Annotated in this window: 22 protein-coding genes; 18 read left to right on the forward strand and 4 right to left on the reverse strand. The window is 53.3% G+C overall.

The window, feature by feature from the left end; genetic code table 11:
* The first annotated feature begins 62 nt into the window (after positions 1 to 62).
* From metK to secG, 18 genes are all read left to right on the forward strand, one after another.
* Positions 63 to 1,298, forward strand: a complete 1,236-nt coding sequence (metK, locus tag HMPREF1292_RS07790) for a methionine adenosyltransferase (protein ID WP_021353976.1) — start codon at positions 63 to 65, stop codon at positions 1,296 to 1,298.
* A gap of 17 nt (positions 1,299 to 1,315) precedes the next feature.
* Positions 1,316 to 3,391 (forward strand): primosomal protein N', encoded by a 2,076-nt coding sequence (locus tag HMPREF1292_RS07795; protein WP_023019428.1) that lies wholly within the window; start codon positions 1,316 to 1,318, stop codon positions 3,389 to 3,391.
* 54 nt (positions 3,392 to 3,445) lie between these two features.
* The gene (gene fmt, locus HMPREF1292_RS07800) at positions 3,446 to 4,405 is read left to right on the forward strand and encodes a methionyl-tRNA formyltransferase (protein ID WP_021353974.1); all 960 of its coding nucleotides are present in this window, start codon (positions 3,446 to 3,448) and stop codon (positions 4,403 to 4,405) included.
* Complete coding sequence (locus tag HMPREF1292_RS07805) at positions 4,402 to 5,994, forward strand: RsmB/NOP family class I SAM-dependent RNA methyltransferase (protein WP_021353973.1); 1,593 nt, start codon at positions 4,402 to 4,404, stop codon at positions 5,992 to 5,994. The genes fmt and HMPREF1292_RS07805 overlap by 4 nt, the downstream gene beginning before the upstream one ends.
* A 45-nt stretch (positions 5,995 to 6,039) precedes the next feature.
* Positions 6,040 to 6,789 (forward strand): ribulose-phosphate 3-epimerase, encoded by a 750-nt coding sequence (gene rpe / locus HMPREF1292_RS07810; RefSeq protein ID WP_023019429.1) that lies wholly within the window; start codon positions 6,040 to 6,042, stop codon positions 6,787 to 6,789.
* Positions 6,790 to 7,860 (forward strand): bifunctional diaminohydroxyphosphoribosylaminopyrimidine deaminase/5-amino-6-(5-phosphoribosylamino)uracil reductase RibD, encoded by a 1,071-nt coding sequence (gene ribD / locus HMPREF1292_RS07815; protein WP_023019430.1) that lies wholly within the window; start codon positions 6,790 to 6,792, stop codon positions 7,858 to 7,860.
* A gap of 24 nt (positions 7,861 to 7,884) precedes the next feature.
* Positions 7,885 to 8,625 carry a riboflavin synthase gene (locus tag HMPREF1292_RS07820; protein ID WP_023019431.1) on the forward strand — a complete coding sequence of 247 codons (741 nt, stop codon included), beginning with the start codon at positions 7,885 to 7,887 and terminating at the stop codon, positions 8,623 to 8,625.
* An 11-nt stretch (positions 8,626 to 8,636) separates the two neighbouring features.
* Entirely contained in the window at positions 8,637 to 9,914 is a 1,278-nt protein-coding gene (locus HMPREF1292_RS07825) for a bifunctional 3,4-dihydroxy-2-butanone-4-phosphate synthase/GTP cyclohydrolase II (RefSeq protein ID WP_023019432.1), read from the forward strand.
* A 50-nt stretch (positions 9,915 to 9,964) separates the two neighbouring features.
* On the forward strand, positions 9,965 to 10,477 hold the full coding sequence (gene ribH / locus HMPREF1292_RS07830) for a 6,7-dimethyl-8-ribityllumazine synthase (protein ID WP_023019433.1): 513 nt from the start codon (positions 9,965 to 9,967) through the stop codon (positions 10,475 to 10,477).
* The gene (locus HMPREF1292_RS07835) at positions 10,474 to 11,034 is read left to right on the forward strand and encodes a PH domain-containing protein (RefSeq protein ID WP_021353967.1); all 561 of its coding nucleotides are present in this window, start codon (positions 10,474 to 10,476) and stop codon (positions 11,032 to 11,034) included. The genes ribH and HMPREF1292_RS07835 overlap by 4 nt, the downstream gene beginning before the upstream one ends.
* A gap of 17 nt (positions 11,035 to 11,051) precedes the next feature.
* The gene (gene uvrC / locus HMPREF1292_RS07840) at positions 11,052 to 13,085 is read left to right on the forward strand and encodes an excinuclease ABC subunit UvrC (RefSeq protein ID WP_027017938.1); all 2,034 of its coding nucleotides are present in this window, start codon (positions 11,052 to 11,054) and stop codon (positions 13,083 to 13,085) included.
* 33 nt (positions 13,086 to 13,118) lie between these two features.
* Positions 13,119 to 14,003 (forward strand): RNase adapter RapZ, encoded by an 885-nt coding sequence (rapZ, locus tag HMPREF1292_RS07845; RefSeq protein ID WP_021353964.1) that lies wholly within the window; start codon positions 13,119 to 13,121, stop codon positions 14,001 to 14,003.
* A 108-nt stretch (positions 14,004 to 14,111) separates the two neighbouring features.
* Positions 14,112 to 15,227 carry a uridine diphosphate-N-acetylglucosamine-binding protein YvcK gene (yvcK, locus tag HMPREF1292_RS07850; RefSeq protein WP_023019435.1) on the forward strand — a complete coding sequence of 372 codons (1,116 nt, stop codon included), beginning with the start codon at positions 14,112 to 14,114 and terminating at the stop codon, positions 15,225 to 15,227.
* Positions 15,228 to 15,231: 4 nt separating this feature from the next.
* Positions 15,232 to 16,272, forward strand: a complete 1,041-nt coding sequence (gene whiA, locus HMPREF1292_RS07855) for a DNA-binding protein WhiA (RefSeq protein WP_021353962.1) — start codon at positions 15,232 to 15,234, stop codon at positions 16,270 to 16,272.
* 21 nt (positions 16,273 to 16,293) lie between these two features.
* Entirely contained in the window at positions 16,294 to 17,340 is a 1,047-nt protein-coding gene (gene gap / locus HMPREF1292_RS07860) for a type I glyceraldehyde-3-phosphate dehydrogenase (RefSeq protein ID WP_023019436.1), read from the forward strand.
* Between the two features lie 64 nt (positions 17,341 to 17,404).
* On the forward strand, positions 17,405 to 18,619 hold the full coding sequence (pgk, locus tag HMPREF1292_RS07865) for a phosphoglycerate kinase (protein WP_023019437.1): 1,215 nt from the start codon (positions 17,405 to 17,407) through the stop codon (positions 18,617 to 18,619).
* Positions 18,620 to 18,661: 42 nt separating this feature from the next.
* Complete coding sequence (gene tpiA, locus HMPREF1292_RS07870) at positions 18,662 to 19,441, forward strand: triose-phosphate isomerase (RefSeq protein WP_021353959.1); 780 nt, start codon at positions 18,662 to 18,664, stop codon at positions 19,439 to 19,441.
* Positions 19,442 to 19,640: 199 nt separating this feature from the next.
* Entirely contained in the window at positions 19,641 to 19,877 is a 237-nt protein-coding gene (gene secG, locus HMPREF1292_RS07875; RefSeq protein ID WP_021353958.1) for a preprotein translocase subunit SecG, read from the forward strand.
* Positions 19,878 to 20,035: 158 nt separating this feature from the next.
* Here secG and pgl read toward each other — a convergent pair whose 3' ends face one another.
* The 4 genes from pgl to tal all read right to left on the reverse strand — a co-directional run bounded on the left by pgl (position 20,036) and on the right by tal (position 24,502).
* Positions 20,036 to 20,758 (reverse strand): 6-phosphogluconolactonase, encoded by a 723-nt coding sequence (pgl, locus tag HMPREF1292_RS07880; RefSeq protein ID WP_023019438.1) that lies wholly within the window; start codon positions 20,756 to 20,758, stop codon positions 20,036 to 20,038.
* Positions 20,759 to 20,762: 4 nt separating this feature from the next.
* Positions 20,763 to 21,710, reverse strand: a complete 948-nt coding sequence (locus tag HMPREF1292_RS07885; protein WP_023019439.1) for a glucose-6-phosphate dehydrogenase assembly protein OpcA — start codon at positions 21,708 to 21,710, stop codon at positions 20,763 to 20,765.
* A gap of 42 nt (positions 21,711 to 21,752) precedes the next feature.
* The gene (gene zwf, locus HMPREF1292_RS07890) at positions 21,753 to 23,279 is read right to left on the reverse strand and encodes a glucose-6-phosphate dehydrogenase (RefSeq protein ID WP_021353955.1); all 1,527 of its coding nucleotides are present in this window, start codon (positions 23,277 to 23,279) and stop codon (positions 21,753 to 21,755) included.
* 65 nt (positions 23,280 to 23,344) lie between these two features.
* A complete protein-coding gene (gene tal / locus HMPREF1292_RS11405; RefSeq protein WP_242760858.1) occupies positions 23,345 to 24,502 on the reverse strand; it encodes a transaldolase in 1,158 nt (385 codons plus the stop codon).
* Between the last annotated feature and the right edge of the window lie 37 nt (positions 24,503 to 24,539).

Here is a 24,539-nt window from a genome sequence, read left to right on the forward strand (position 1 = left end):
GCTGTTTTGGACAGCATGAATAAGCAATGTACGTCGTTTTCTCTGCTCATTAAGGATTTTTTGTGGCTGCACCAGTTCGCGCAAGCGCCTCGGGCCTGCGTCTGTTTACTTCAGAATCTGTGACAGAAGGTCACCCCGACAAGATTTGCGATGCAATATCGGACAGCATATTGGACGCTCTCCTGGCTAAGGATCAACATGCACGCGTGGCAGTGGAAACACTAGTGACTACCGGGCAAGTTCATGTCGCTGGTGAAGTGCGTACCAAGAGTTACGTAGAGATCCCGCAATTAGTTCGGAAAACCCTTGTCGATATTGGTTTTACCAGTTCAGATGTTGGTTTTGATGGTCGTACTTGTGGCGTGAATATTGCCATTGGTGAGCAGTCTCAGGAAATTGGGGATGGAGTCGATCGCTCACACGAAGCGCGTTCGGGATTGCAGCTTGACGACGATGATCTCGCTGGTGCCGGTGACCAAGGGCTCATGTTCGGCTATGCAACGAATGAGACTGCAGAGTTTATGCCGTTGCCAATCGCACTCGCGCACCGGTTGTCTCGTCGACTCACGGAGGTGCGGAAGCAAGGAATTGTTCCGCACTTGCGCCCGGACGGTAAAACTCAGGCGACGTTTGCGTATTCCGGTGATCGTCCATCGCACATTGACACTATCGTGATTTCTACGCAACACGATCCGGAAGTTACGCAGGAATGGTTGGAAGAGCAGCTCCGCACGCACGTCATCGAATACGTTATTGCTGAAGCTGGTCTGCAGAATTTCTATACCGACGATGTTACGCTGCTTATTAATCCCTCCGGTTCCTTCATCCTGGGCGGTCCTATGGGCGATGCAGGCCTGACCGGACGCAAGATTATTGTTGACACTTATGGTGGCATGGCGCGTCACGGCGGAGGAGCCTTTTCCGGGAAAGATCCGTCGAAGGTAGATCGTTCCGCAGCCTACGCGATGCGTTGGGTCGCTAAAAATATTGTGGCTGCGGGTCTGGCTGACCGTGCAGAAGTACAGGTCGCATATGCTATCGGGCGAGCGAATCCTGTGGGACTCTATGTCGAAACCTTTGGCACTGCGCACCATGGGTTGGACGATGAATCAATTCAAGCTGCCGTCGCGAAGACTTTTGACCTTCGCCCTGCGGTTATTATTCGTGAGTTAGATCTATTGCGTCCGATTTACCGTCCTACCGCTGCTTACGGCCATTTCGGTCGCACAGATTTGAATCTGCCATGGGAACAGACGAACCGTGTTGAGCAGTTACGGGCTGCCGCGGGGGTATCCTAGCTCTTCATGGAGAGTTTATGGAGCTAGCTCATCCGGTTGCGCATGTGTTGCCTCTTTTGGGGTTAGCACATCTGGACCGTGGGTTTGATTACTTAGTCGCAGACAAAGACGACAAAGTAGCCCAGGCAGGTACTCGTGTGCGCATTCGATTTCACGGCCGACTCGTCGACGGGATTGTGTTGGAACGTCGTGCGCACTCAGAGCATTTAGGGCGATTGCGTTATCTAGAGCGGGTTTATTCCGAGCACGTTGTCTATCCGCAGCAGACCGCACGGCTTGTGGAATCCCTGGCGCAGCGCTATGGCGGCACCCGTGCGGACCTCATCAGAACCGCGATACCTCCGCGTCATGCCCAAGCGGAATCCTCCGATTTTGTTACTGCCTGGGACAAACTCGGCGAAGCTATTGAGCCGGACCTTTCTGGTTGGTCGAATTATCGGCACGGGCAGTCTTTTGTTGATTCAGTACTGGCTCGCCGTTCCGCACGCGCTGCATGGCAGATCACACCAGGCGATGACTGGGCAGGCATCGTGGCGTCGTTGCTAGCGAAAGTGGCCATTGATGGGGGCGGAGCACTGGCTGTGGTTCCTGATCAAAGGGATCTTGACCGCGTGGAAACTGCCCTTCGCGAGCATTTGGGGCCGAAGCAAATCACGGTGCTTAACGCTCAGTTGGGGGCGCAGGGACGCTACCGTAGATTTTTATCCGTCTTACATGGACAAGCACGGGTAGTAATTGGTACGCGCAGCGCGGCGTATGCGCCACTGAAAAATCTCAGTTTAGCTGTCATTATCGATGATGGAGACGAAAACCTCATCGAACAGCGCGCTCCTTATGCTCACGCTCGGGAAGTGCTGACCACGCGCGCTGGGCTGGAGGGCTGCTCGTTGCTCATCGGCGGGCTTGCCCGCACCGCGGAGACACAGCTATTGGTGGAAGCCGGCTGGATGCACGGTTTGCTTGCTTCACGCGATCGAGTACGCGAATCGTCCCCACTTATACGAGCGGCAGCCGATACGGATTTTGAACTGGAAAAAGACCCGGTAGCCAGGCAGGCTCGTGTACCAGGGCTCGCGTTTGATGCAGCTCGTCGGGCGCTTTCTGCAGGAAAGCCAGTATTGGTGCAAGTTCCACGGAAGGGCTATATCCCGACGCTGTCTTGCGCACAGTGCCGACATCCAGCGCGATGTCGTATCTGTAATGGGCCGGTAGGATTACCCGGGCAGGATCCTGCGGCTGCTGTGGCAGCATCCACGACAAGCGCGATACAGTCACAGTCACGAGTTGCGACATCAACCGAATCACGAGCGGAAGTGCCCACATGTCGATGGTGTGGAGCGATTCACTCAGCGTTTCGGTGCGGCGAATGTGGCTCACAACGTCTCCGGGCAGTGGTACTTGGTGCGCAACGCACCGCGGAAGAATTGGGGAGAGCGTTTCCGTCCACACGTGTGATTACCTCTGGTGGTTCGCGGGTATTGGATTCGGTTCCAGATTCACCCGCGTTGGTGGTTGCGACCCCAGGTGCGGAACCCCTGGTGGATGGTGGCCATTACGGGGCCGCGTTGTTATTAGATACTTGGGCTTTGCTTGGCAGGCAGGATTTACGTGCCGCGGAAGATACTCTGGCGACGTGGATGCGCGCTGCCGCTTTAGTGGAAAGTCGTGCTTCAGGTGGCATGGTCATCGTTGTGGCTGAAGCTAGCTTGCCGTCCGTGCAGTATTTGATTCGTTGGGACCCCGTAGGCGCTGCAACAGCTGAATTGGCAGGGCGTAGGGAGACCAAATTTCCCCCCGCCGTGCATATGGCTGCTATTGATGGCGCGGATGCGAGCCTGGACATGTTTCTTGACTTAGTTGAACTTCCAGCGCACGCGGAGGTACTGGGCCCAGTTGACCTGCCTTATTCCACCAGGTTGCCTGGGGACTATGATGAACAGCGCTTTGGCCTCCCACAGAGAATTTTGGTGCGGACCCCGTTGGGGCCCCGGGCGGAACTAGGTGTGGCGTTGCGGACCGCTGCGGTGGCTCGTAGTTTGCGGAAAGACGAGCTTCCTTTACGGATTCAGGTCGATCCGCCCCATATTGGTTAAATCAGAATCGGTTAGTCTGAATAGTTATGGACCATTAAAGGAGTAGGAAGAACAATGCGGATTGTGTTTGCTGGTACACCGGAGCCGGCTGTTGTGGCTTTGGAAGCACTCTTGGAATCTGAGCACGAGGTCGTCGGTGTGCTTACCCGTCCAGATGCACGGAAAGGGCGCGGTCGTAGTTTGGCGTCGTCGCCGGTTGCAGCTTTGGCTCGGGAACGTGGGATTGAGGTGCTTACTCCCGAGACTTTGCGTGCTGACAGCGAGGCTGGTTCTCAGGTTCGCGCCTGGTTGCAGGAATTAGCTCCGGAGGCAATCGCGGTGGTGGCCTACGGTAAATTGATTAGTACGGATTTGTTGGACGTTGCCCGGCATGGCTGGATTAATCTGCATTTTTCTCTACTTCCACAGTGGCGCGGAGCGGCTCCGGTGCAAGCTGCAATTGCGCATGGCGATGATATTACTGGTGCCAGCACATTCCGGATTGAAGAAGGGCTTGATACCGGGGACGTATTTGGCACGGTGACGGAGGTTATTCGTGACGACGATACGGCGGATGATCTGTTGACGCGTCTGGCTTATTCCGGCGCGGATTTGTTGGTTGCTACCATGGATGGGCTGGCCGACGAACGCTTAGAGGCGCAGCCGCAATCTGGTGAGGCCACCTACGCCCCGAAAATTTCTGCTGAGCAGGCGCACATCGATTGGTCACAACCAGATTTTGCGATCGATCGGCACATTCGGGCTTATACACCCGGTCCTGGCGCGTGGACGATGCTCGGTGAGCAACGTTTAAAGATTGCACCGGTGACGCTGGTTACAGCGGGGAGTGACGCTGCGGCCCTGTTTGCGAAGAAATCTTTGTCTGCTGGCGAATTGTATGTTGCGAAAAACGATGTGTTTGTTGGCACCGCTACTACACCAGTGCGCTTGGGAATGGTCCAAGCACCAGGAAAGAAGAGAATGGATGCCGCAGCTTGGGCGCGCGGAAATCAACCGGAAGGAATTTTGTCATGAGTGCAGCAGCTGGCGGATTTCGATCTCGGTCGCGTTCCGGCGAATCCCCACGTTTAGCGGATAAAGCAGGCAACCAGACTGGAAAAAAGACGGATGCTCGAGGAGCTAAGTCGCAACAGCATGACAAGCGGCGTCCACACAGCTACAAGCAGCAGAAGCGACAGAAGCGAACACACCGCGAGACAGCGGGCGTCGACAAGCCTCGCCTGCTTGCCTTTGCGGTCTTGAATCGGGTTAGCGACGATGATGCCTATGCGAATTTGATTTTGCCGAAATGTTTGCGGGAAGAGCGTGTTAAAGGGCGTGATGCTGCGTTTGCAACAGAAATCACCTATGGCTGTCTCCGGTCGCTTGGCGTTCTCGATACTGTGATTGACGCGTGCTCGTCACGCGAGTTGGACTCGCTCGCCACGCCGGTCCTGAATGCCCTTCGCTTGGGAACTTACCAGTTGTTGTTTACGCGCGTTGATGATCATGCTGCTGTGGATACTTCAGTACGGCTAGTCGAATCGGCTGAGCATGGTAAGGCTAAAGGTTTTGTTAACGGCATTTTGCGCACGGTCGGCCGAACCCCCCGAGAGCAATGGATCGCACAGCTGCGACCAGAAAGTGAACTCGCTGGTTTGGCATTTGAACATGCGCACCCTGAGTGGATTGCAGGGGCGTTCAATGAGGCGTTGTTAGCGGAAAACCAAGATGCCAGCTTAGATGTGGAAAGCCCGCATTCTGACGGGATTCATCCAGAACTTGCCGCTGCGCTTGCGGCCGATTCAGAGCGCCCATTGGTGCATTTGGTCGCGCGTCCAGGAGAGATTAGTGCTGAAGAACTCGCGTTGATGATTGGGGGAGAAACCGGCAGGTATAGCCCATATGCGGTGTACTTGGAGTCTGGTGGCAACCCGGGGGCACTGGAACCAGTGCAGCAGTCAATGGCGGCAGTGCAAGATGAAGGTTCGCAGTTGATTGCGCGTGCGGTCGTGGAAGCCGAGGTGCTGGGAGAGGACTCTGGGCGTTGGCTCGACCTTTGTGCTGGGCCTGGTGGAAAAGCTGCTCTGTTAGGTGCTTTAGCCGCCATCGATGGTGCCTCGGTAGACGCGGTGGAAGTCTCGCCTCACCGTGCGGAATTGATTCGCTCAACGGTGGCTGATTTGCCGGTCACAGTGCACGTGGCTGACGGTAGAAGTCCGGGGTTAGCAGCTGGCTTTGACCGGGTGCTTGTCGACGCCCCATGCTCAGGGCTGGGAGCGTTACGTCGACGTCCGGAAGCACGCTGGAAAAAAGACGATCGCGATATTCTGGATTTGAATACACTGCAAGTGGAGTTATTACGCTCAGCGCTGCAGTTGGTGCGACCAGGTGGGGTGGTGGTTTATTCCACGTGCTCGCCAGACCTGCGTGAAACGCGGTCAATCGTTGACACAATTTTGGGGGATACTGACGGCCCGGCGGTAGAAGAATTATCAGCGTTGGCAACTCTTCCGGACATTCCAGGAATCGGCACTGGGAATTTCCTTTCGGCACAGATGTGGCCACATAGGCACGGCACTGACGCTATGTTTTTTGCTGTGCTCCGCCGGAAGAGTACCTAAACCAGTGGACTAGACGTTAGCCCGAATAACCGTAGAATGGCCAGTATGTCTGTTCGTGATTCAGCAAATTCCTCTCCGGGAGTCTCGCCCCTTGATGCGTCGTCTTCTATTTCTGATCCATTAATCAAGCGGCGGGCCTTGATCGCGCCGTCTATTTTGGCTGCGGATTTTTCCAGTCTTGGCGATCAAGTCCGTAGCGTTGACAACGCTGACTGGATTCACGTGGACATCATGGACGGACATTTTGTCCCAAACTTGTCGTTTGGTCCGGATGTGACCGCAACCGTCGATAAGATCACTGAGCAGTATTTAGATGTGCATTTGATGATCGAAAATCCGGAGCACTGGGTCGATACCTATATTGCTGCCGGTGCTGATTGCATCATCTTCCATGTAGAAGCGGCTGATGACCATGTTGCTTTAGCCAAAAAGATCCGGGAAAAAGGCGTTCGTGCTGGCTTCTCGCTGAAACCAGCTACCCCGATTGAGCCGTATCTTGCGGATCTTGAACATTTCGACTTGGCCTTGGTAATGAGTGTCGAGCCCGGATTTGGTGGACAATCGTTCATGCCTGACCAATTAGACAAAGTTCGCGCACTGCGCCAGGCCATTGATGAGCGGAATCTTGATTGTCTCATCGAGATTGACGGCGGAATTTCAGAACATACAATCGAGAAATCCGCTGAAGCTGGTTGTGACGCCTTCGTTGCAGGCTCCGCGGTCTTCAAGAAAACAGATCCGGCAGCAGCGGTGAATCATCTTCGCGCGTTAGCGACTGGGGCGACACAACACTAAATGACTTCTGAATTTTCTGCGAGCGCCTTAGACGCTCGTATTCTCAACGCTGCGCTCTCGGCAGCTCACCGAGCAGCCCTGGAGGTCCGTGGTAGTACAAGCCCGAATCCGCCCGTAGGGGCAGTAATTCTGACTGAAAATGGAGATATTTGTGGAGTCGGCGCCACTGAACCGCCAGGTGGGCGACATGCAGAAATTGTTGCGTTGGACCAGGCGGGTAGGTCTTCGAAGGGTGCGCATGTAGTGGTCACCCTCGAACCGTGCAACCATCAAGGCAGGACCGGCCCGTGCTCGCAAGCTCTCATCGATGCAGGTGTGGCTTCAGTGCATTATTTACATGCTGACCCCAATGTGATTGCAGCCGGTGGTGCAGAAAAACTACGCGCGGCGGGAATTGCGGTTCATCATCTTGGGGCCTCTGGTCTTTTGCAGCGGGATTCCACCGCGATTTTAGGCGACGAGCTGGAGCCATGGCTGCAGGCTACAGCCATGGGACGAGTGCACGTCACGGCAAAGTTCGCACAATCGGTCGATGGGTTTAGTGCTGCATCTGACGGATCAAGCAAGTGGATCACTGGTTCTAAGGCAAGAGAGAGGGTGCATCTCGATCGCAGTAAACGTGATGCGATCATTATTGGCACGGGGACAGCGTTAGCCGATAATCCATCGTTGACCGCTCGCTATATCTCCGAAACCGGAGAAACCTTGTTGTATAAGCAGCAGCCACGTCGTGTGGTAATCGGCAAGTCAGATTTGTCCGCATGCAGTAATTTGCAGCGTCTCGGCTTTGCACAATATCCCGATATTCCTACTGCTCTGACTGCCTTATGGGAACAGGGCTGTCGAGATGTGCTAGTCGAGGGCGGTCCGAAACTCCTGAGTTCATTTGTCGGGAGTGGTTACGTCGATGCAGTGCAAGCATATGTGGCACCGTTATTGCTAGGAGACGGGCGTAGTGTGCTTGCTTCTGCTGTTGGTGTGAATCTGGCAGATGGCATGCGTTTAGAGATCAATCGTGTCGAAAGACTTGGCAATGATGTGTTGTTGACCATGGTGCCGGGAGCGAAGTAGATAAGCTACGGAGAAAGGCGATAAATGTTTAGTGGATTGGTAGAAAACACTGGTGAGGTCGTAACGGTCGACAACGTCGGTGATGCGGTTCGTATGAGCATCCAAGGTGGGAGAATCATGCACGATGCCAGCCTGGGGGATTCCATAGCAGTCAACGGCGTCTGCTTGACGGTTGCGGAGTTGGATGTTGAATCCGGAGTTTTTGGCGCTGACGTCATGCAGGAATCACTAAATCGTTCAGTGCTGGGCGACTTGCGCCCTGGCAGCATAGTGAACCTCGAACGTGCACTCCGTGCCGACGCGCGACTTGGTGGGCACATCATGCAAGGGCATGTTGATGGTACAGCGCGACTGGTTTCTCGCACTCCCTCAGAGAACTGGGAAGTTTTGCGCTTCGAATTACCAGCGCAACTGGCAAAATACGTCGTAGAAAAAGGGTCTATTGCTATCAGCGGTGTGTCTTTGACTGTGTCTGCTATTTCTGAGACTCCTAGACCATCAGCTGCGGCCACGGCCGCGACATCGACTGTGCCCTCTGGTCCAGAATTTGAAGCGATTCCTAGAACGACTCCTATCCCTAATGCTGACAGTGGCGACTGGTTTGAAGTCTCCTTGATCCCTACGACATTGTCCGAAACCACCTTAGGCACCTTGGCAGTGGGCGAGAGGGTTAATCTAGAGGTCGACATCATCGGCAAATACGTCGAAAAGCTGTTGGCCGCGGGAACACCGACCGGTTATAGCTTTCCGTCAGACACACACTAAAGTGGAGACATATGAGCATCGAGGTCACCCAGGATGGCAAAGCAATCAAGCTTGATAGCGTCGAACGTGCAATAGCCGATATTCGGGCAGGCAAAGCTGTAGTGGTCGTAGATGATGAAGACCGCGAAAACGAAGGCGATCTAATTTTTGCCGCAGAAAAAGCTACTCCAGAATTAGTGGCTTTTATGGTCCGGTACACCTCTGGTTATATCTGCGCGCCGATGCTTCCAGACGACCTCAATCAGCTGGGCTTGCCGCCTATGGCGGCGGTTAACGAGGACGTGCGCGGTACGGCTTATACCGTGACTGTTGATTTCAATGACGGCACCACTGGTATTTCTGCGGCTAGTCGTGCCAAGACCTTGCGTGCATTGGCGTCCGCGGATGCGCATCGGGAGCAGTTCACCCGCCCGGGCCACGTCGTACCCCTGAGCGCTCGCCCTAATGGTGTGTTGGACCGCAACGGACACACCGAAGCTTCTGTTGATTTGGCACGCTTGGCAGGTTTGCGCCCGGCCGGTGTGATCTGTGAAATTGTGTCGGAAAAAGACCCGACCGATATGGCACGTCTTCCGGAACTACGGGAATTTGCCGATACCCATGACCTGGCTTTGATCTCAATAGAGCAAATGATTCAGTGGCGACGTCGTAATGAAATGCAGGTGGTCCGTGAGGTAGCAACCAGCTTGCCGACGGATGCTGGACCGATGACTGCGCTCGGGTACCGCCACCAGGTGGATGGGACGGAGCATGTGGCACTGATCGCGGGCTCGGTGGACGAGTTGCACAATGCCACAGACGTCCCAGTACGCGTGCATTCGGAATGTCTCACTGGTGATGTTTTCCACTCGCGTCGCTGTGACTGTGGACAGCAGCTGGATCAAGCGATTGACTATATCCAAAGAGCTGGTAGCGGCGTAGTGATCTATATTCGCGGACACGAGGGCCGGGGCATCGGGCTTCTCGCCAAGCTTAAAGCTTATCGTCTGCAGGAAAGTGGTGCCGATACCGTAGACGCGAATTTGGAACAAGGGCTGCCTGCGGACGCACGCGAATTTTCCGTGGCTGGTCAGATTTTGGCTGATCTGGGAATCGCGAGCGCGAATTTGTTGACCAATAACCCGTTCAAGGCTGAAGCCTTGGAAGGGTTTGGCGTCGAAGTATCTAAACGCACTGCACTGCTTACCGAAGCGAACGAAGATAACATCGCGTATCTACGTACGAAACGTGACCGCATGGGGCATGACTTGCCAACGGTTGCGGACTGGGATGTGCAACGTCCACAATAATCCGCGGCAAATTTGCGTCATCATATATCTATTTACAGCAAGGAGCTGACATGGCACACGGTGGAGCACCGCAGATCCCCCTAGGCAGCGCTAAAGGGGTGCGAGTATGCGTAGTGAGCACTCGCTGGAACCAGGAAGTCTGTGAGCAGATGCGCTCCCGGGCGCTAGCCGTGGCTGCTGAAGCAGGGGCCACGGTTTCGGAAGCACGTGTCATGGGTGCGATTGAGCTGCCAGTTGTTGTCCAGCAAGCGGCACGGCAATTCGACGCCGTGGTTGCTTTGGGTTGCGTGATTCGGGGCGGAACCCCGCACTTTGATTATGTCTGTGATTCTGTGACCCAGGGGTTGACCCGGGTGAGTCTGGATGAATCGACCCCGGTTACCAACGGGGTGTTGACCGTGAATTCCCAAGAGCAGGCACGTGCCAGAGCTGGGTTTCCGGATTCGATTGAGGATAAGGGTGGTGAGGCCATGGCTGCAGCGCTTGACACATTGGCTACCCTTCGTGAGCTGCGTGCCACTGCGCACCACCGTGAGACAGACATTTGCGAGGAACAAGCATGACGTCCCAATCTGATGAGACGAATTCCCACCAACAGTTTCACAAAGAACAGCAGCTCGACGAAAAGAAATTAGCAGCGTATACCGCGTTGGATCCATTTTCGGTGACGAGCAATAAACCGTGGGAGTTAACCATTACTTCTCGTAAACTGCGCGTCTACGCCACGCTCTTGATCCCGATCATCATGGCTGTTCACATTTTTATGGCGTGGCAACTTAGCCTCGAATTTACTGGGGCATCGGTCACTGGCGTCGATTTCATTGCATTTCCCGGCGTCGGCGTGATTATTTCTGTTTTAGTTTGGCTCGCGCTTTCGCGTCCTCGTGTGCGGGTCAATAGTGATGGCGTAGAAGTCCGTAATATTATCGGAACTCGGTTTTATTATTGGCAACTCATTTACGGACTATCCGTTCCCGAAGGTGCTCGTATGGCACGTCTCGAACTTCCTGAATTCGAGTATATGCCGTTGTGGGCGATTCAAGTTTCTGATGGTGCGGACACCATCCAGGCGGTACGAAAATTCCGCGAGCTTGAAGCCCAATACATGCCCGAAGAATAGCGAAATTTTTCTTAGCGATGAGTGATCCAGCAACGTACCGGCCGGCGCCCGGAACTATCCCCACGGAACCCGGCGTCTACAAATTTCGTGATGAGAATCGTCGGGTAGTTTACGTCGGTAAGGCGAAGAACCTCCGGGCACGTTTATCGAATTATTTCCAGGACATCACGCAACTGCACCCCAGGACACGGCAAATGGTGCAGACCGCAGATTCTGTGGAATGGACAGTCGTCGCTAGCGAGGTCGAAGCACTTCAGCTGGAGTACACCTGGATCAAGAGATTCGACCCCCGATTTAATGTCATGTACCGCGATGACAAGACATATCCGATGCTCGCGGTGTCAGTGGGAGAACAGGTTCCTCGAGTGTTTTTCTACCGAGGGCCAAGAAAACGTGGAGTCCGGTATTTCGGTCCATACGCACATGCTTGGGCGGTGCGAGAAACCATGGATTTGTTGTTGCGAGTTTTCCCAATGCGTAGCTGTTCATCCGGTGTATATCGCCGACACGAACGGTTGGGCAGGCCATGCTTGCTAGGTTATATCGGCAAATGCGATGCGCCGTGTATTGGACGGGTCAGTGCCGATGAACATCGGGAAACCGTGAACGGGTTGGTTGGTTTCATGCGTGGACGAACTAACGACGTCGTTAAGCGTCTGACTGCAGACATGGAAAAAGCGTCAGAGGAACTCGAATTTGAGAAAGCGGCACGCTTGCGTGATGACCTAGGGGCGATCGACAAGCTGATGGAGCAGCAGACGGTGGTGCTGGGGGATGGTACGGCAGCAGACCTTATCGCTTTCGCAGATGATGAATTGGAAGCTGCAGTGCAGATTTTCCATGTGCGCGATGGACGTATCCGTGGTCAGCGCGGCTGGGTAGTAGAAAAATTGACGGAGCTTCCAGAACTGATAGAAAATTTTTTGGTCCAGTTCTATTCCGATGCTGCTGAGCGTGAAGAAATGGAAGCAGCGGAAGACGCTAAACTCATTGACAGGCGCGGGGTAGATCAAGAATCCAGGCTAGAAATCCAAGAACACGACGAAGCAGCGCGGACTACCACGCGCGATGTGATTCCACGCCAGATCATGGTGCATACCGAACCACAAGATGTTAAACAGGTATCGACAGTATTATCTGATCTACGTGGTGGGTCAGTGGAAGTTCGGGTACCACAACGAGGCGAGAAAAAAGCCCTCATGGACACCGTGTATCGGAATGCCCTAGATGCGCTGAAACAGCACAAGCTAAAACGCGTCGGTGATCTCACCGCGCGGTCGGCGGCCCTGCAAGATCTGCAGACTTCTCTGTTCTTGGATAGCGCCCCGCTACGTATTGAGTGCATCGATATTTCGCATATTCAGGGCACAGACGTGGTCGCGTCATTAGTCGTTTTTGAGGACGGTCTTCCACGCAAAGCAAGTTATCGTCGTTACCGAATAAAGGAAGCTGCAGGTGGTGGGCATTCAGATGACGTTGCTTCCATCGCTGAGGTCACGCGGCGACGGTTCAAGCGTCACCAGGATGATAAATTGCATGTGCCTGATGAAGAATTTGAAGCGAGCACGTTTGCAGACGAGGACGTCACAGAAGAATCCGCGGATGGGAATCGTTTTGCCTACCCACCGCAATTATTCGTCGTCGATGGTGGCTTACCGCAGGTTAATGCAGCACAGAAAGTTTTCGATGATCTTGGCGTTAACGATGTAGCATTGATTGGTTTGGCTAAACGGCTCGAAGAAATCTGGGTTCCCGGTGAAGAAGAGCCGATTATCCTTCCACGCGGCAGTGAAGCACTTTATTTGCTGCAGCACATTCGCGACGAAGCACATCGCTTTGCAATTAGCTATCACCGTCAGCAGCGTTCCAAGCGCATGCGCAGCTCAGCGTTAGACGCGGTACCTGGCTTGGGTCCAGCCCGGCGCGCAGATTTGGTGAAGCATTTTGGTTCGGTCAAAAAGTTAAAGCAAGCCAGCGTGAAGGAAATTACTGAGGTGAAGGGGTTTGGTCCTGCGTTAGCAGAAAGTATTTATGCTGCGCTCCATAAGTAAGGAAGCGAATCGCACTGGTGTGATCCAGCGACTATGCTTTACAGCATGACCGCATTCGCCACGTCGCCAATTTTGCTTACCGGAATGTCTGGAGCCGGCCTGTCTACAGCTGCTCGTGTACTGGAAGACAAAGGGTTCTATGTCGCTCATAATTTGCCACCGGAGCTTATGGTGCAGTTGTTTGATTTGTGTGCAGACGACAATTCCCCGGTTGACAAAGTGGCAGTCGTAGCGGATGTTCGCTCGCGTATGTTTGGTGGCTCGATCTTGTCTGCTATGGATGAGCTAAAGAATCGGAATATGCCGGTCACAGTTTTGTTTATGGATGCCCGTGACGATGTTTTGATTCGGCGTTTTGATTCGGTGCGCAGAACCCACCCGTTGCAAGAAAAAGATACCTTGCAAATCGGTATTGAACGAGAACGGGCAGCAATTTCTGCACTCAAAGAACGAGCTGACGTCATTATCGATTCTTCAAATCTGTCTGTGCATGATTTACGTCGTGCAATGGAAGCCAGTTTCGGTTCCACAGGTCTGGATAAGCAGCATGTCACTGTCGAGTCATTTGGGTTTAAACATGGGGCACCACGGGATGCGGATTTGGTCCTCGATGTGCGATTTTTGCCTAATCCGTATTGGGTTCCGGAATTGCGAGAATACCGCGGCACCGATGGGCCAGTAGCCGACTATGTCTTGGCTAGCCCGGCTGCTCATAGTTTTATCGCGAATTTCGAGAAGATGCTTGATTCCATGCTTGATGGTTATCGGCACGAAGGTAAAAATTTCATCACGGTGGCAATAGGTTGTACTGGTGGTCATCATCGATCAGTTGCCATTTCGGAGGAGCTTGCTCGGAGGCTGCGGATCCGTGATGAACTCGAGGTTACTATCATGCATCGTGATTTTGAGCGCTCTTAGCTGCCTTAGGGGTCGAAGACAGAATTGTTGCTAGAGACCCTAGGTACTGCTCCTTAGTACCCGCACTCCGTATATGTAATACAACCTACGAAGGAATAATACTGCGCTATGGCTGCAGAGTCAGAACAGTCCGAACAGCCCGAATCAACCCCATCGAACGCGGTGTCTTCGCGTGTCTTAGAAGTCCAGCAAGGTCAGAAACAGCCAGGCCCCTTACGTATTGCCTCATTAGGGGGCGGCCATGGGCTGTTTCAAACGCTGAAAGCTGCGCGACGGCTTGCTCCAGAGGATATTTCGGCAATCGTCACTGTCGCTGATGACGGTGGTAGTTCTGGGCGATTGCGTAAGGAATTCGATATGATTCCGCCTGGTGACCTCCGCATGGCGTTAGTCGCCTTGTCAGTGCGCGATGATGCGGAAGGTAAGTTTTGGGAACAGACCCTTCAACATCGGTTTGGTGGTAGTGGCGCGCTGGCTGGTCATGCCCTAGGTAATTTATTGATTACCGGTTTGAAAGAAATTCTTGGTCAGGAACAGGCCGCTCTCGATGCGGTCATGCGACTCACCGGTGCTCAGGGCCGGGTACTGCCGGTGTGTACAGAGCCGTTGGATATTCAAGCGGACGTGTCTGGTCTAGATGACGACCCAAGGGTAATGCGTTCAGTTCGTGGTCAGGTAGCTGTCGCATCGACACCAGGGCAGGTACGGCGAGTCAGTGTTATTCCAGAAAACCCTGAAATTAACCCCGCAGCACTCGAGGCTATCCGTGGAGCTGATCTGGTCACGCTAGGCCCCGGCTCATGGTTTTCTAGTGTGATCCCGCATCTTGTGCTTCCACAGGTAGTGCGTGCAATTAATGAGTCCGATGCTTTAAGAATCTTGGTGCTCAACCTCAATGGTGAGCCTGGCGAAACGCAGGGATTTTCCTATGAGCGTCATATCCACGTCTTAGCGCAACATGCGCCGGGCTTGCATGTCGACGTAGTCATTTGTGATTCGGCATCGGTAACCTCGGAATCTGAGCGCGAATATTTGCAGAAAGCAGCGCGCATTCTGCAGGCCTCGATGGTTTTTGCTGATGTTCGAGAAATCGACGAGGCTGGCAGAGCAAGTTCGCGACATGATGAACTAAAACTGGCCCAGGTTCTGAGCGATGTTTACGTTAGATACACCCATGACCAGGAGCCGGCCGAAATTGAACCAACCGAAGAGAAACAGGGGTGACGCGATGGGACTGACAGAACAGGTCCAAGAAGAACTCACCAGGGTGGTTCCGACGAAACAATCTGCTCGAAGCGCGGAAGTCGCCGCTATCCTACGTCTTGCATCCACCATGGAAGTCGTAGGTGATGCACTCACCTTTGAAGTAGAACTCAGTTCACGGGCGGTTGCGGAACGTTTGGCCAAAGACATAGAAGAATTGTTTAATATCGTGATTCGCCCCACTCCCACGGGCCTAGCAGGTACGCACAAGACTCCTCGGTACCAGTTGCGAATTAGCCGGAATGCGAAAACCATTGCCCGGCGACTCGGTTTGGTCACGAAATCCGGGCACCCCGTGGTCGGGTTACCACCGCAGGTGATTTCCGGGACTATCGCTGATAATGAAGCAGCTTGGCGTGGGGCTTTTTTGGCGCAAGGATTGTTGACCGAACCTGGTCGTTCTTCTTCGCTGGAAGTTGCTTGTCCGTGCCAAGAGGCCGCGTTGGCGTTGGTAGGTTGTGCGCGCAGGCTTGGCATATCCGCAAAGACGAAGGAATCACGTGGGACTGATCGCGTGGTTATCCGCGACGGGGAAGCAATTGGCGCATTGTTGACACGCATGGGGGCGCAAATGACGCGTTTAGAGTGGGACGAAAAGCGCCTGCGTCGGGAAGCGCGTGCCTCACAAAACCGTTTGGCTAATTTCGATGATGCTAATTTGCGTCGCTCTGCACGTGCGGCAGTTACTGCAGCTGCCCGGGTACACCGCGCAATGGAAATTTTGGGAGATGACGTGCCCGAGCACTTGGCTGAGGCAGGTAATCTGCGAGTGAAATACAGGCAGGCTTCCTTAGAAGAACTCGGTCGCCTCGGGGATCCGCAAATGACGAAAGATGCGGTAGCCGGACGTATCCGCAGATTGCTGTCAATGGCTGATAAACGCGCAGAAGAACTTGGGATTCCGGATACCTCAGAAGGCATTGATGAAGACCTCTTCGACGATGATTTGGGAGGCGCTGAGCACTTCACCGGCGAGGGAGATAGTTCAGAGCCGACGAAGTCCTAAAATACCGGGTAAAATATAAGCATGACTCGCGTAGCAATTAACGGCTTTGGCCGCATTGGGCGCAGCTTTCTGCGCGCCGTCCTAGAATCACCGGGCGATATTGAGATCGTTGCCATTAATGACGTGGCAGGACCAGAAACCTTAGCTCATTTGTTGAAATTCGACACCGGGCTCGGGATTCTAGCGGCAGATGTCTCGATCGAGGCTCCTAGCAAAGAAGGCTCGGCTGCTAATGACGCCCACTTGGCAGCAGAATTGCTGGTTGATGGACACCGTATCGCGTTAACTAACATCAAAGATCCCTCACAATTACTTTGGAAAACCTTCAATGTAGATATTGTCGTTGAAGCCACTGGTAAGTTCCGTTCTAATGAACAGGCTCATCCACATCTGGACTCAGGTGCGAAAAAGGTCATCTTGTCCGCACCGGGCAAAGACGTCGACGGCACATTCGTTTACGGCATCAATTCCGATAATTATGACCCTGCGCAGCAGAATGTCATTTCCGCGGCCTCGTGTACTACAAATTGCTTGGCGCCAATTGCGCAAATCCTAAACCAAGAATTTGGGATCGCAAATGGTTTAATGACGACTATCCACGCTTACACCGGTGATCAGCAGCTTGTCGATGGGCCGCATAAAGATCTACGCCGGGCTCGCGCTGCTGCACAGAATATCGTTCCTACCTCTACCGGTGCAGCGAAAGCAGTTGGTTTGGTGATCCCGGAGCTTGCCGGAAAACTCGATGGGTATGCGCTACGAGTCCCAACTCTGACCGGATCTGCGATGGAATTGACGTTCCAAGCTGAGCGAACTGTCTCAGTGGAGGAGATTAACGCCGCCGTGCAGAAAGCGGCGGACGGTTACTTATCTGGAATCGTCCAATACTCAGACGATCCGTTGGTGTCTAGCGATATCGTGGGCAACGGACACGGGGCGATTTTTGATGCCCCCTTAACCAAAGTGATTGGTGACAATCTAGTTAAGGTAGTGGCGTGGTACGACAACGAGTGGGGATACAGCAGCCAATTGCTGCGACTGTGCAAACACGTCGGGGCCCAACTCTAGCCTTGTTACAAGCTTTTGCTTGTACACTCGCACACGAAAACCTGATCGCGTAAAGGAAAATACATTGGCATTTCGAAAGCTAGCGCAATTGTTGGAGCAGGACCTCGAGTCCCGGCATGTTTTGTTGCGGGCAGATTTAAATGTACCGCTGACAGATGAGGGAGAAATCGCTGATCCGGGTCGCATTACCGCAGCTTTGCCAACGATCCAGGCACTTGTTGCTGCCGGCGCCAAAGTCGTTATTGCTGCTCACCTGGGACGTCCAAAGGGGCAGTTTAACCAGAAATATTCGCTGGCCCCGGTTGCAGAAGCGCTTTCAGATGAACTAGGTCAGTGGGTGGCATTGGCTCAGGATGTTACTGGAGAAGACGCACACGAACGCGCCAATGGGCTGAACGACGGCGACGTTATGTTGTTGGAAAATGTGAGGTTCGACGCACGCGAAACTTCCAAAGACGCTTCGGAACGCGCAGAATTCGCCGCGGAACTGGCTGCCTTGGCAGCTGATGATGGTGTGTTTGTCTCGGATGGATTCGGTGTCGTCCACCGTGCACAGGCATCGGTTTACGACGTCGCGAACAAACTTGATGCCTACGCCGGATACTTGGTGGAAGCCGAGTTGGAAAAGTTGTCCGCTGTAGCCGATAATCCAGAGCAAGATTACACCGTGGTGTTGGGTGGATCGAAAGTATCCGACAAGCTGGGCGTTATTGAAGCATTGGCTGGAAAAGCCCAAAACATCATTATCGGTGGTGGAATGTGCTATACCTTCCTCGCGGCACAAGGCTATAACGTGCAGAATTCCTTGCTACAGGAAGACATGATCGATACCTGCAAGCAGCTGTTAGACCGCTTTGGCGATAAAATCTGCTTGCCAGTCGATTTGCTCGCTGCGGATGAATTTTCAGCCGACGCAAACACAAAAATCGTAGAATTGGCTGCGATTCCAGAGGGATGGCTCTCGCCAGATATCGGGCCAAAATCCGTACAAAAATTCGCAGAACTAATTACTTCGTCGAAGACTGTTTTCTGGAATGGTCCAATGGGGGTTTTCGAAAAAGAACCATTTGCGCGAGGCACAGAAGGCGTGGCAAAGGCCATCATTGCAGCTACCAGCAACGGTGCATTCACTGTCGTTGGCGGTGGGGACTCTGCATCAGCCGTGCGGGCTTTGGGGCTTGATGAGAGCGGATTTAGCCACATTTCGACAGGCGGTGGAGCATCTCTGGAGTTCTTAGAAGGGAAAGCACTACCGGGCGTTGCCGTCCTGGCTGGTTAATAATTTCTGGAAATCCGCGTAAATCACAAGAAGGAGAAGCACATGCCACGAACTCCATTGATCGCCGGCAACTGGAAGATGAATCTTGATCACCTTGAAGCGATCAAAAACATCCAGAAGCTGACTTTCGCTTTGCCGAAAGAATATTACGAGCAGGTAGATATCGCGGTATTAGCACCATTCACTGATCTGCGCTCAATTCAAACCGTAGTGAACGGGGAGAAAATGAAGATCAGTTACGGCGCCCAAAACCTAGCTCCACAAGAAAAAGGAGCATATACAGGAGATATTTCTGCCCCGATGTTGGCAAAACTCGGCTGCGAATGGGTTATCCTGGGGCACTCCGAACGCCGTCAACACCATCATGAAACTTCAGATTTGGTGTCGCAAAAGGCACAAGTCGCACACAAGCACGGAATTAAACCGATAGTGTGCGTAGGAGAGTCCTTGGATATCCGCGAATCTGGCAGCTATCTCGATTATATCGTCGAGCAAGCCCGCAATTCGCTGGATGGTTTGGAAGCTCAGCAGCTGAAAAACACAGTCCTGGCATACGAGCCGGTTTGGGCAATCGGTACCGGTAAGGCAGCGTCGCCGAAAGATGCACAAGAAGTTTGCCAAGCATTACGAACCTTAGTTCGGAGACTTTCAGACGACGAAACAGCTGATGCTATTAGGATCCTGTACGGCGGTTCCGTGCAGACTGATTCGATCGCTGATATCGTCGCACAGCCTGATATCGATGGTGGCTTGGTCGGCGGAGCGTCGCTAGATGGAGAAGAATTTGCCAAATTGGCCGCTGCGTCCGTCGCGCAACTCTAGCTTGTAAGCGAAGCTTGTACGTAGATTCAATTATCTCCTGTAACCATGCTCGCCTGGCTGAGCTTTACAGCGTTGCAAGTTACGATGCTGTAAGGTTGTGCACAATCCTCTAGAACAGTCACGCATTGCGTGGCTAAAATGGGTATACTTAACGCACGGCAAGCCCATACAACTCGCACTTTCGTGAAGGAACACCTGAATGCAATTAACGCTGCAGATCATCCTGCTGGTGACAGCTATTTTGATGACCATTTTCGTTCTGCTCCATAAGGGCAAAGGCGGCGGTCTGTCGAGTTTGTTTGGTGGCGGGGTGCAGTCGAACTTGTCAGGTTCTACTGTCGTCGAGAAAAACCTGACGCGTTATACGATTGTTTTGGCGTTAATTTGGATTGCCGCGATCGTCGCCTTGAACTTGTTGCAGGCTTATAATTTATAGGTGGAAGCTTCCGAGCAAATTCCTGCATAAAATATCCACCGGTGGAGGTTAACTCCCACCGGTGGATATTCTTTTGTGTGGGGCTCGTGATCGCGAGCACCCCACACGCCTAATGTTTTGATTTGTTGCGCGCTTTAGAACGCGCGCAAGCAGAGCAGTTAGTGCGCCGGGATTACATCGCTAAAGAGAAGTGTTTCAATGCGGCCGTGTACGAGTGTGGCAGGGCATGAAGCATCTGGAGAAGTGGTGGAAACTAAGCGAGCGATTGCCTCAGATTTATTTTGACCTGCTGCCAACAGCCAAATTCGGTCAGATTGGGCAACCTTCTTTAAACCTAAGCTCAAACGCTGCGCGGGAGGTTTCGGGGAATCAGTCACGCTAATGACAGCGGAATTGTCTTTTAACCCTGCATGGTGCGGGAACAAGGAATTGATATGCCCATCATCGCCGACGCCTGCCAGGTGGATGTCAAAACCAGCGGGCGCGAATTTTTCGAGCATCGCGGTGTATTCCTGTGCACGTTCTGTCAGATCATCTGCACCGGTTAATCCATAGCCGTGGATATTGGTTTCGGGTATATCCAGTTGATCGAGGAACGCTCGCCGCGCTTGTCCTTCGTTTGATTCTTTGTCGGAAATAGCTAGGTTTCGTTCATCGCCAAAGAAAAAGTGGACACCAGACCATTCGATATCGGAATCCGTCGTAGCCAACGCCTCTAACACTGCAATCCCGGAAGTTCCTCCTGTGAGAACTACGCGAACGATGCCGTCATCATGCGAGCCACCCCCAGTATTTTGGATTTCAGAAACCAATTCTACGAAGCGGTGCGCAACCTTGGAAACTAGGTCGTGTTTATCTCTAGCAGGGAAAATCGTGGTCATAGTTTTATCCTTCGGCGTGTGAGTTATCGAAGTAGATGGCCCGTAATGCCCGCGCATAGGTTTCGTCTGGTTCCAAATGCCGTAGCTCTTCAGATAGACGTTCTGCCCAACTGCGAACGTTGAGGGCAACGAGATTACGCGCGGCTCCGGGCACCTGGACACCAACGGTGTGGCTATCGGCGCGGGTGATGCTAATTGCTTCTCCATCGTCCATCACCAGTGTCAGGCTTTCGACAGCAAACTGTTCTTCGCCTTGGTGGTTAGCGTCGTCGGCTGAACTGCTATCGGGCATGGCAGTGGTTCTAGTGACCGGAACGCCTAGGGCATCGGCCAACCAACCTGCAGCAATCGCGTGTTCTGGACCTTGGTTGCCGCTGATGTTGATAGACCGTACCTCGTGATGTGGGTAACGGTCCAAAGCAGATGCGACGATGCCACGCCAAGCGGTAATCGCAGACCATGCCGTATCTGAGTCACCGGGGGAATAGTTGCGAGATAACTGCGAGAAATCCTGTGCACTGGTAATGCGGCGTTGCGTAATCTTGCCGATTGGATCTTCTGCTGGGCTCTCCGGATGAACGTTGGGCCACCAGGCCACGATCGGAGTATCTGGGAGCAATAATGGGGTCACGATGGACGAAGGGTGGTGAGCCATCGCGCCGTTAAGCGTCATGACGACGATCTCAGAAGCGCCGGCCTCACCGCCAACGCGAAGCTCTGCATCAAGGTAGGTCTCATCCATGGAGTCGCCCGTCAACAAGATCAGTACACGTGCTGGGTGCTCGTGCGAAGCATCACGGCTGGCACGCAGGATTGCTTCTACGTCATCACTGGCAGAGGCCACGATGATCAGAGTTAGCACCCGTCCAGTAGTTAGCGTGTAGTGTTCTTGGGCGAGATTTAGTTCGCGGGCAATGTCTGTGGTGGTGGTATCCGTGAGGAAATGAATCATGGTTGTTAATTACTCCTTGTACAGGTCAATCACGGACACAGATTATGGTCGGCGCCAAGCATGGCCACGGCGTGCCAGCATGGCATCACCGCTTGCCGGCCCCCAGCTGCCTGCCGGGTAGCTTTCTGGCTGTTCAGCGTGCTGCCAATATTCCAGCATCGGATCAAGGATCGACCAGCTCAACTCCACTTCCTTGTTGGTAGGGAACAAGCTGGATTCGTCCAAGAGCGCATCGAGGATAAGACGTTCGTAGGCAGCTGGAGATTCTTCGGTAAAAGCTTCAGCATAAGAAAAGTCCATGTTGACGTCTCGAACTTCCATGCCCGAACCTGGGACTTTGGAGCCAAATCGCATCAACACGCCCTCGTCAGGCTGGACGCGGATGACTACGGTGTTTTGTCCGTGCTGTGCACCATTTTTCGCAAACGGTTGATGTGGAGCGTGCTTAAATACTAAAGCAATTTCTGTGACGCGACGCCCTAAACGCTTGCCGGTGCGCAAATAAAACGGCACACCAGCCCAACGACGCGAGTTAATCTCCAAGGTGCAAGCTGCGTAGGTCTCAGTTGTTGACTCTGGGTCAAAACCGTCTTCTTCTCGCAAACCTTGTACCTTTTGCGAGCCCTGCCAACCTGCAGAATATTGTCCCCGGGCTGTGCTGTGCTCGAGTGGCGTAGCTAGCGAGGTAGCTTGCAAAATCTTGACCTTTTCCGCGCGCAGTGCATCCGGCGTAAATGAAATAGGTTCTTCCATCGCCACCAACGCCAACAATTGCAGTAAGTGGTTTTGCATTACATCGCGTGCTGCTCCGATGCCGTCATAGTATCCGGCACGCCCACCGAGCCCAATGTCTTCAGCCATGGTTATCTGCACATGATCGATGTGTCGAGCATTCCAGATTGGCTCAAATATTGAGTTAGCAAAACGCAGGGCGAGGATGTTCTGTACTGTTTCTTTACCCAGATAATGGTCGATACGGTAGACCGATTCTTCCGGGAAAACCTGGTTGACGATTTCGTTGAGCTCGCGCGCGGATTGTTCGTTGTGCCCGAAAGGCTTTTCAATGATGACACGGCGCCATGCCCCTGGTTGCGCATTCACCATGTTTGTGCGCTCGAGCTGGTGACATACCTCGGAGAAAAAACTCGGTGGAATGGATAAATAATAAGCCCAGTTACCAGCAGTACCGCGCTGCTCGTCAACTTCGGAAATACGTTCAGCTAAGCAGTCAAAACCGTCATCATCGAAACCACCGATTACAAATTCCATTCCGGAAGCAAGCTGGCGCCAGACATTTTCACGGAATGGTGTGCGTGCGCCATCTTGGACTGCCTTCTTCACGTAGTCCACAAAATCTTGGTTAGACCAATCTCGGCGGCCGAAACCAACCAAGATGAATGCCGACGACAATAACCCGCGGTTTGCTAGGTCGTAGATAGCAGGCAGAAGCTTTTTGTAGGCCAGATCGCCTGTGACTCCAAAAATCACCATGCCCGAAGGGCCGGCGATCCTCGGCAGTCGGGAATCGTGCGGGTTGCGCAGGGGGTTATGCCAAGGATTCGACGTCACAGGCGAATGTCCTTTCTTAGCCCGGATTTGGGCGGTTGTCGTGCTGTTTAACTGGCGTGGTTTGGTTAACGCAGCCGTTGAGACATGGATTCCAGCAGTTCTTCCCATGCGTTCACGAACTTATCGATGCCTTCGAGTTCGAGCTTCGCATAGACATCTGCGAAATCAATGCCTGCAGATTCTAATTTGCGGAAAATAGCTTCAGCCTTATCACCCGCGCCAGTCAAAGTATCGCCATTGATAGTACCGCCATTTAGAACCGCTTCGAGTGTTGCTTCCGGCATAGTGTTGACAGTGTCTGGGCCTGCCAGTTCCGTGACGTACATGTCAGCAGGGTAGTCGGAATTTTTTACTCCGGTAGATGCCCATAATGGACGTTGCTTGTGCGCACCTGGAATATCGAAGTTTTGGAATTCCTCGATAAATAGTGCGTACGCGCGCCGTGCATTGGCAATGCCTGCCTGCCCGCGCAAGTTGCGTGCTTCTTCCGTGCCAATCTGCTCGAGGCGCTTATCCACTTCGGTATCGATACGGGAAACGAAGAAAGACGCAACCGAATGGATCTTGGAAAGATCAAGACCGTTTTCCCTGGCTTGCGCAATGCCTTCCTTGTACGCCTGGATAACTTCTCGGTACCGTTCTACAGAGAAAATCAAGGTCACGTTGACCGAGATGCCTTCCGCGAGCGCAGCAGTGATGGCTGGCAGCCCTTCTGGTGTTGCTGGAATCTTGATCATCGCGTTGTTGCGGTCGACGCGCTTCCATAGGTCGCGTGCTTGCTGCAAAGTTTTGTCCGTGTCCGCAGAAATTCGCGGGTCCACCTCGATCGATACGCGTCCATCGGCGCCGCCAGTACGCTGATAGACCGAAGACAAGATGTCGCAAGCATTTTGCACATCGGAAATAGCAAGCTCATAGACGGCTTGGTCGGCAGAGATGTCACGTGTGGCCAGACGTGCAATATCTGCGTCATAGGAATCCCCCTTGCTCATTGCAGCAGAGAAAATCGAGGGATTAGTAGTTACGCCCAATACCGACTTGGTTTCGATGAGCTCTTTTAAGTTTCCGGACACTATGCGCTCACGAGAAAGATCATCCAACCAAGTTGCGGTACCAACAGCTGCCAGCTCTGCCAAGGCAGTGTCGGCGTCGGCAGAATCGATGGCCTGTGCCGGTGTTACCGAGCTAGCAGAAGCGGTAATAGAGGCTGCGTCTGCGCTCACCGAAGCATCATCTTTATTGTCTGCAGTGTTGCCCCAA

Source organism: Corynebacterium sp. KPL1995 (assembly GCF_000477935.1).
Lineage (GTDB): Bacteria > Actinomycetota > Actinomycetes > Mycobacteriales > Mycobacteriaceae > Corynebacterium > Corynebacterium pseudodiphtheriticum.

Bases quoted from the DNA above. Each gene is read 5' to 3' on its own strand.
- HMPREF1292_RS07795 (WP_023019428.1), top strand. From the start codon at position 1,316: ATGGAGCTAGCTCATCCGGTTGCGCATGTGTTGCCTCTTTTGGGGTTA.
- fmt (WP_021353974.1), top strand. From the start codon at position 3,446: ATGCGGATTGTGTTTGCTGGTACACCGGAGCCGGCTGTTGTGGCTTTG.
- HMPREF1292_RS07805 (WP_021353973.1), top strand. From the start codon at position 4,402: ATGAGTGCAGCAGCTGGCGGATTTCGATCTCGGTCGCGTTCCGGCGAA.
- rpe (WP_023019429.1), top strand. From the start codon at position 6,040: ATGTCTGTTCGTGATTCAGCAAATTCCTCTCCGGGAGTCTCGCCCCTT.
- ribD (WP_023019430.1), top strand. From the start codon at position 6,790: ATGACTTCTGAATTTTCTGCGAGCGCCTTAGACGCTCGTATTCTCAAC.
- HMPREF1292_RS07820 (WP_023019431.1), top strand. From the start codon at position 7,885: ATGTTTAGTGGATTGGTAGAAAACACTGGTGAGGTCGTAACGGTCGAC.
- HMPREF1292_RS07825 (WP_023019432.1), top strand. From the start codon at position 8,637: ATGAGCATCGAGGTCACCCAGGATGGCAAAGCAATCAAGCTTGATAGC.
- ribH (WP_023019433.1), top strand. From the start codon at position 9,965: ATGGCACACGGTGGAGCACCGCAGATCCCCCTAGGCAGCGCTAAAGGG.
- HMPREF1292_RS07835 (WP_021353967.1), top strand. From the start codon at position 10,474: ATGACGTCCCAATCTGATGAGACGAATTCCCACCAACAGTTTCACAAA.
- uvrC (WP_027017938.1), top strand. From the start codon at position 11,052: ATGAGTGATCCAGCAACGTACCGGCCGGCGCCCGGAACTATCCCCACG.
- rapZ (WP_021353964.1), top strand. From the start codon at position 13,119: ATGCTTTACAGCATGACCGCATTCGCCACGTCGCCAATTTTGCTTACC.
- yvcK (WP_023019435.1), top strand. From the start codon at position 14,112: ATGGCTGCAGAGTCAGAACAGTCCGAACAGCCCGAATCAACCCCATCG.
- whiA (WP_021353962.1), top strand. From the start codon at position 15,232: ATGGGACTGACAGAACAGGTCCAAGAAGAACTCACCAGGGTGGTTCCG.
- gap (WP_023019436.1), top strand. From the start codon at position 16,294: ATGACTCGCGTAGCAATTAACGGCTTTGGCCGCATTGGGCGCAGCTTT.
- tpiA (WP_021353959.1), top strand. From the start codon at position 18,662: ATGCCACGAACTCCATTGATCGCCGGCAACTGGAAGATGAATCTTGAT.
- secG (WP_021353958.1), top strand. From the start codon at position 19,641: ATGCAATTAACGCTGCAGATCATCCTGCTGGTGACAGCTATTTTGATG.
- pgl (WP_023019438.1), bottom strand. From the start codon at position 20,758: ATGACCACGATTTTCCCTGCTAGAGATAAACACGACCTAGTTTCCAAG.
- HMPREF1292_RS07885 (WP_023019439.1), bottom strand. From the start codon at position 21,710: ATGATTCATTTCCTCACGGATACCACCACCACAGACATTGCCCGCGAA.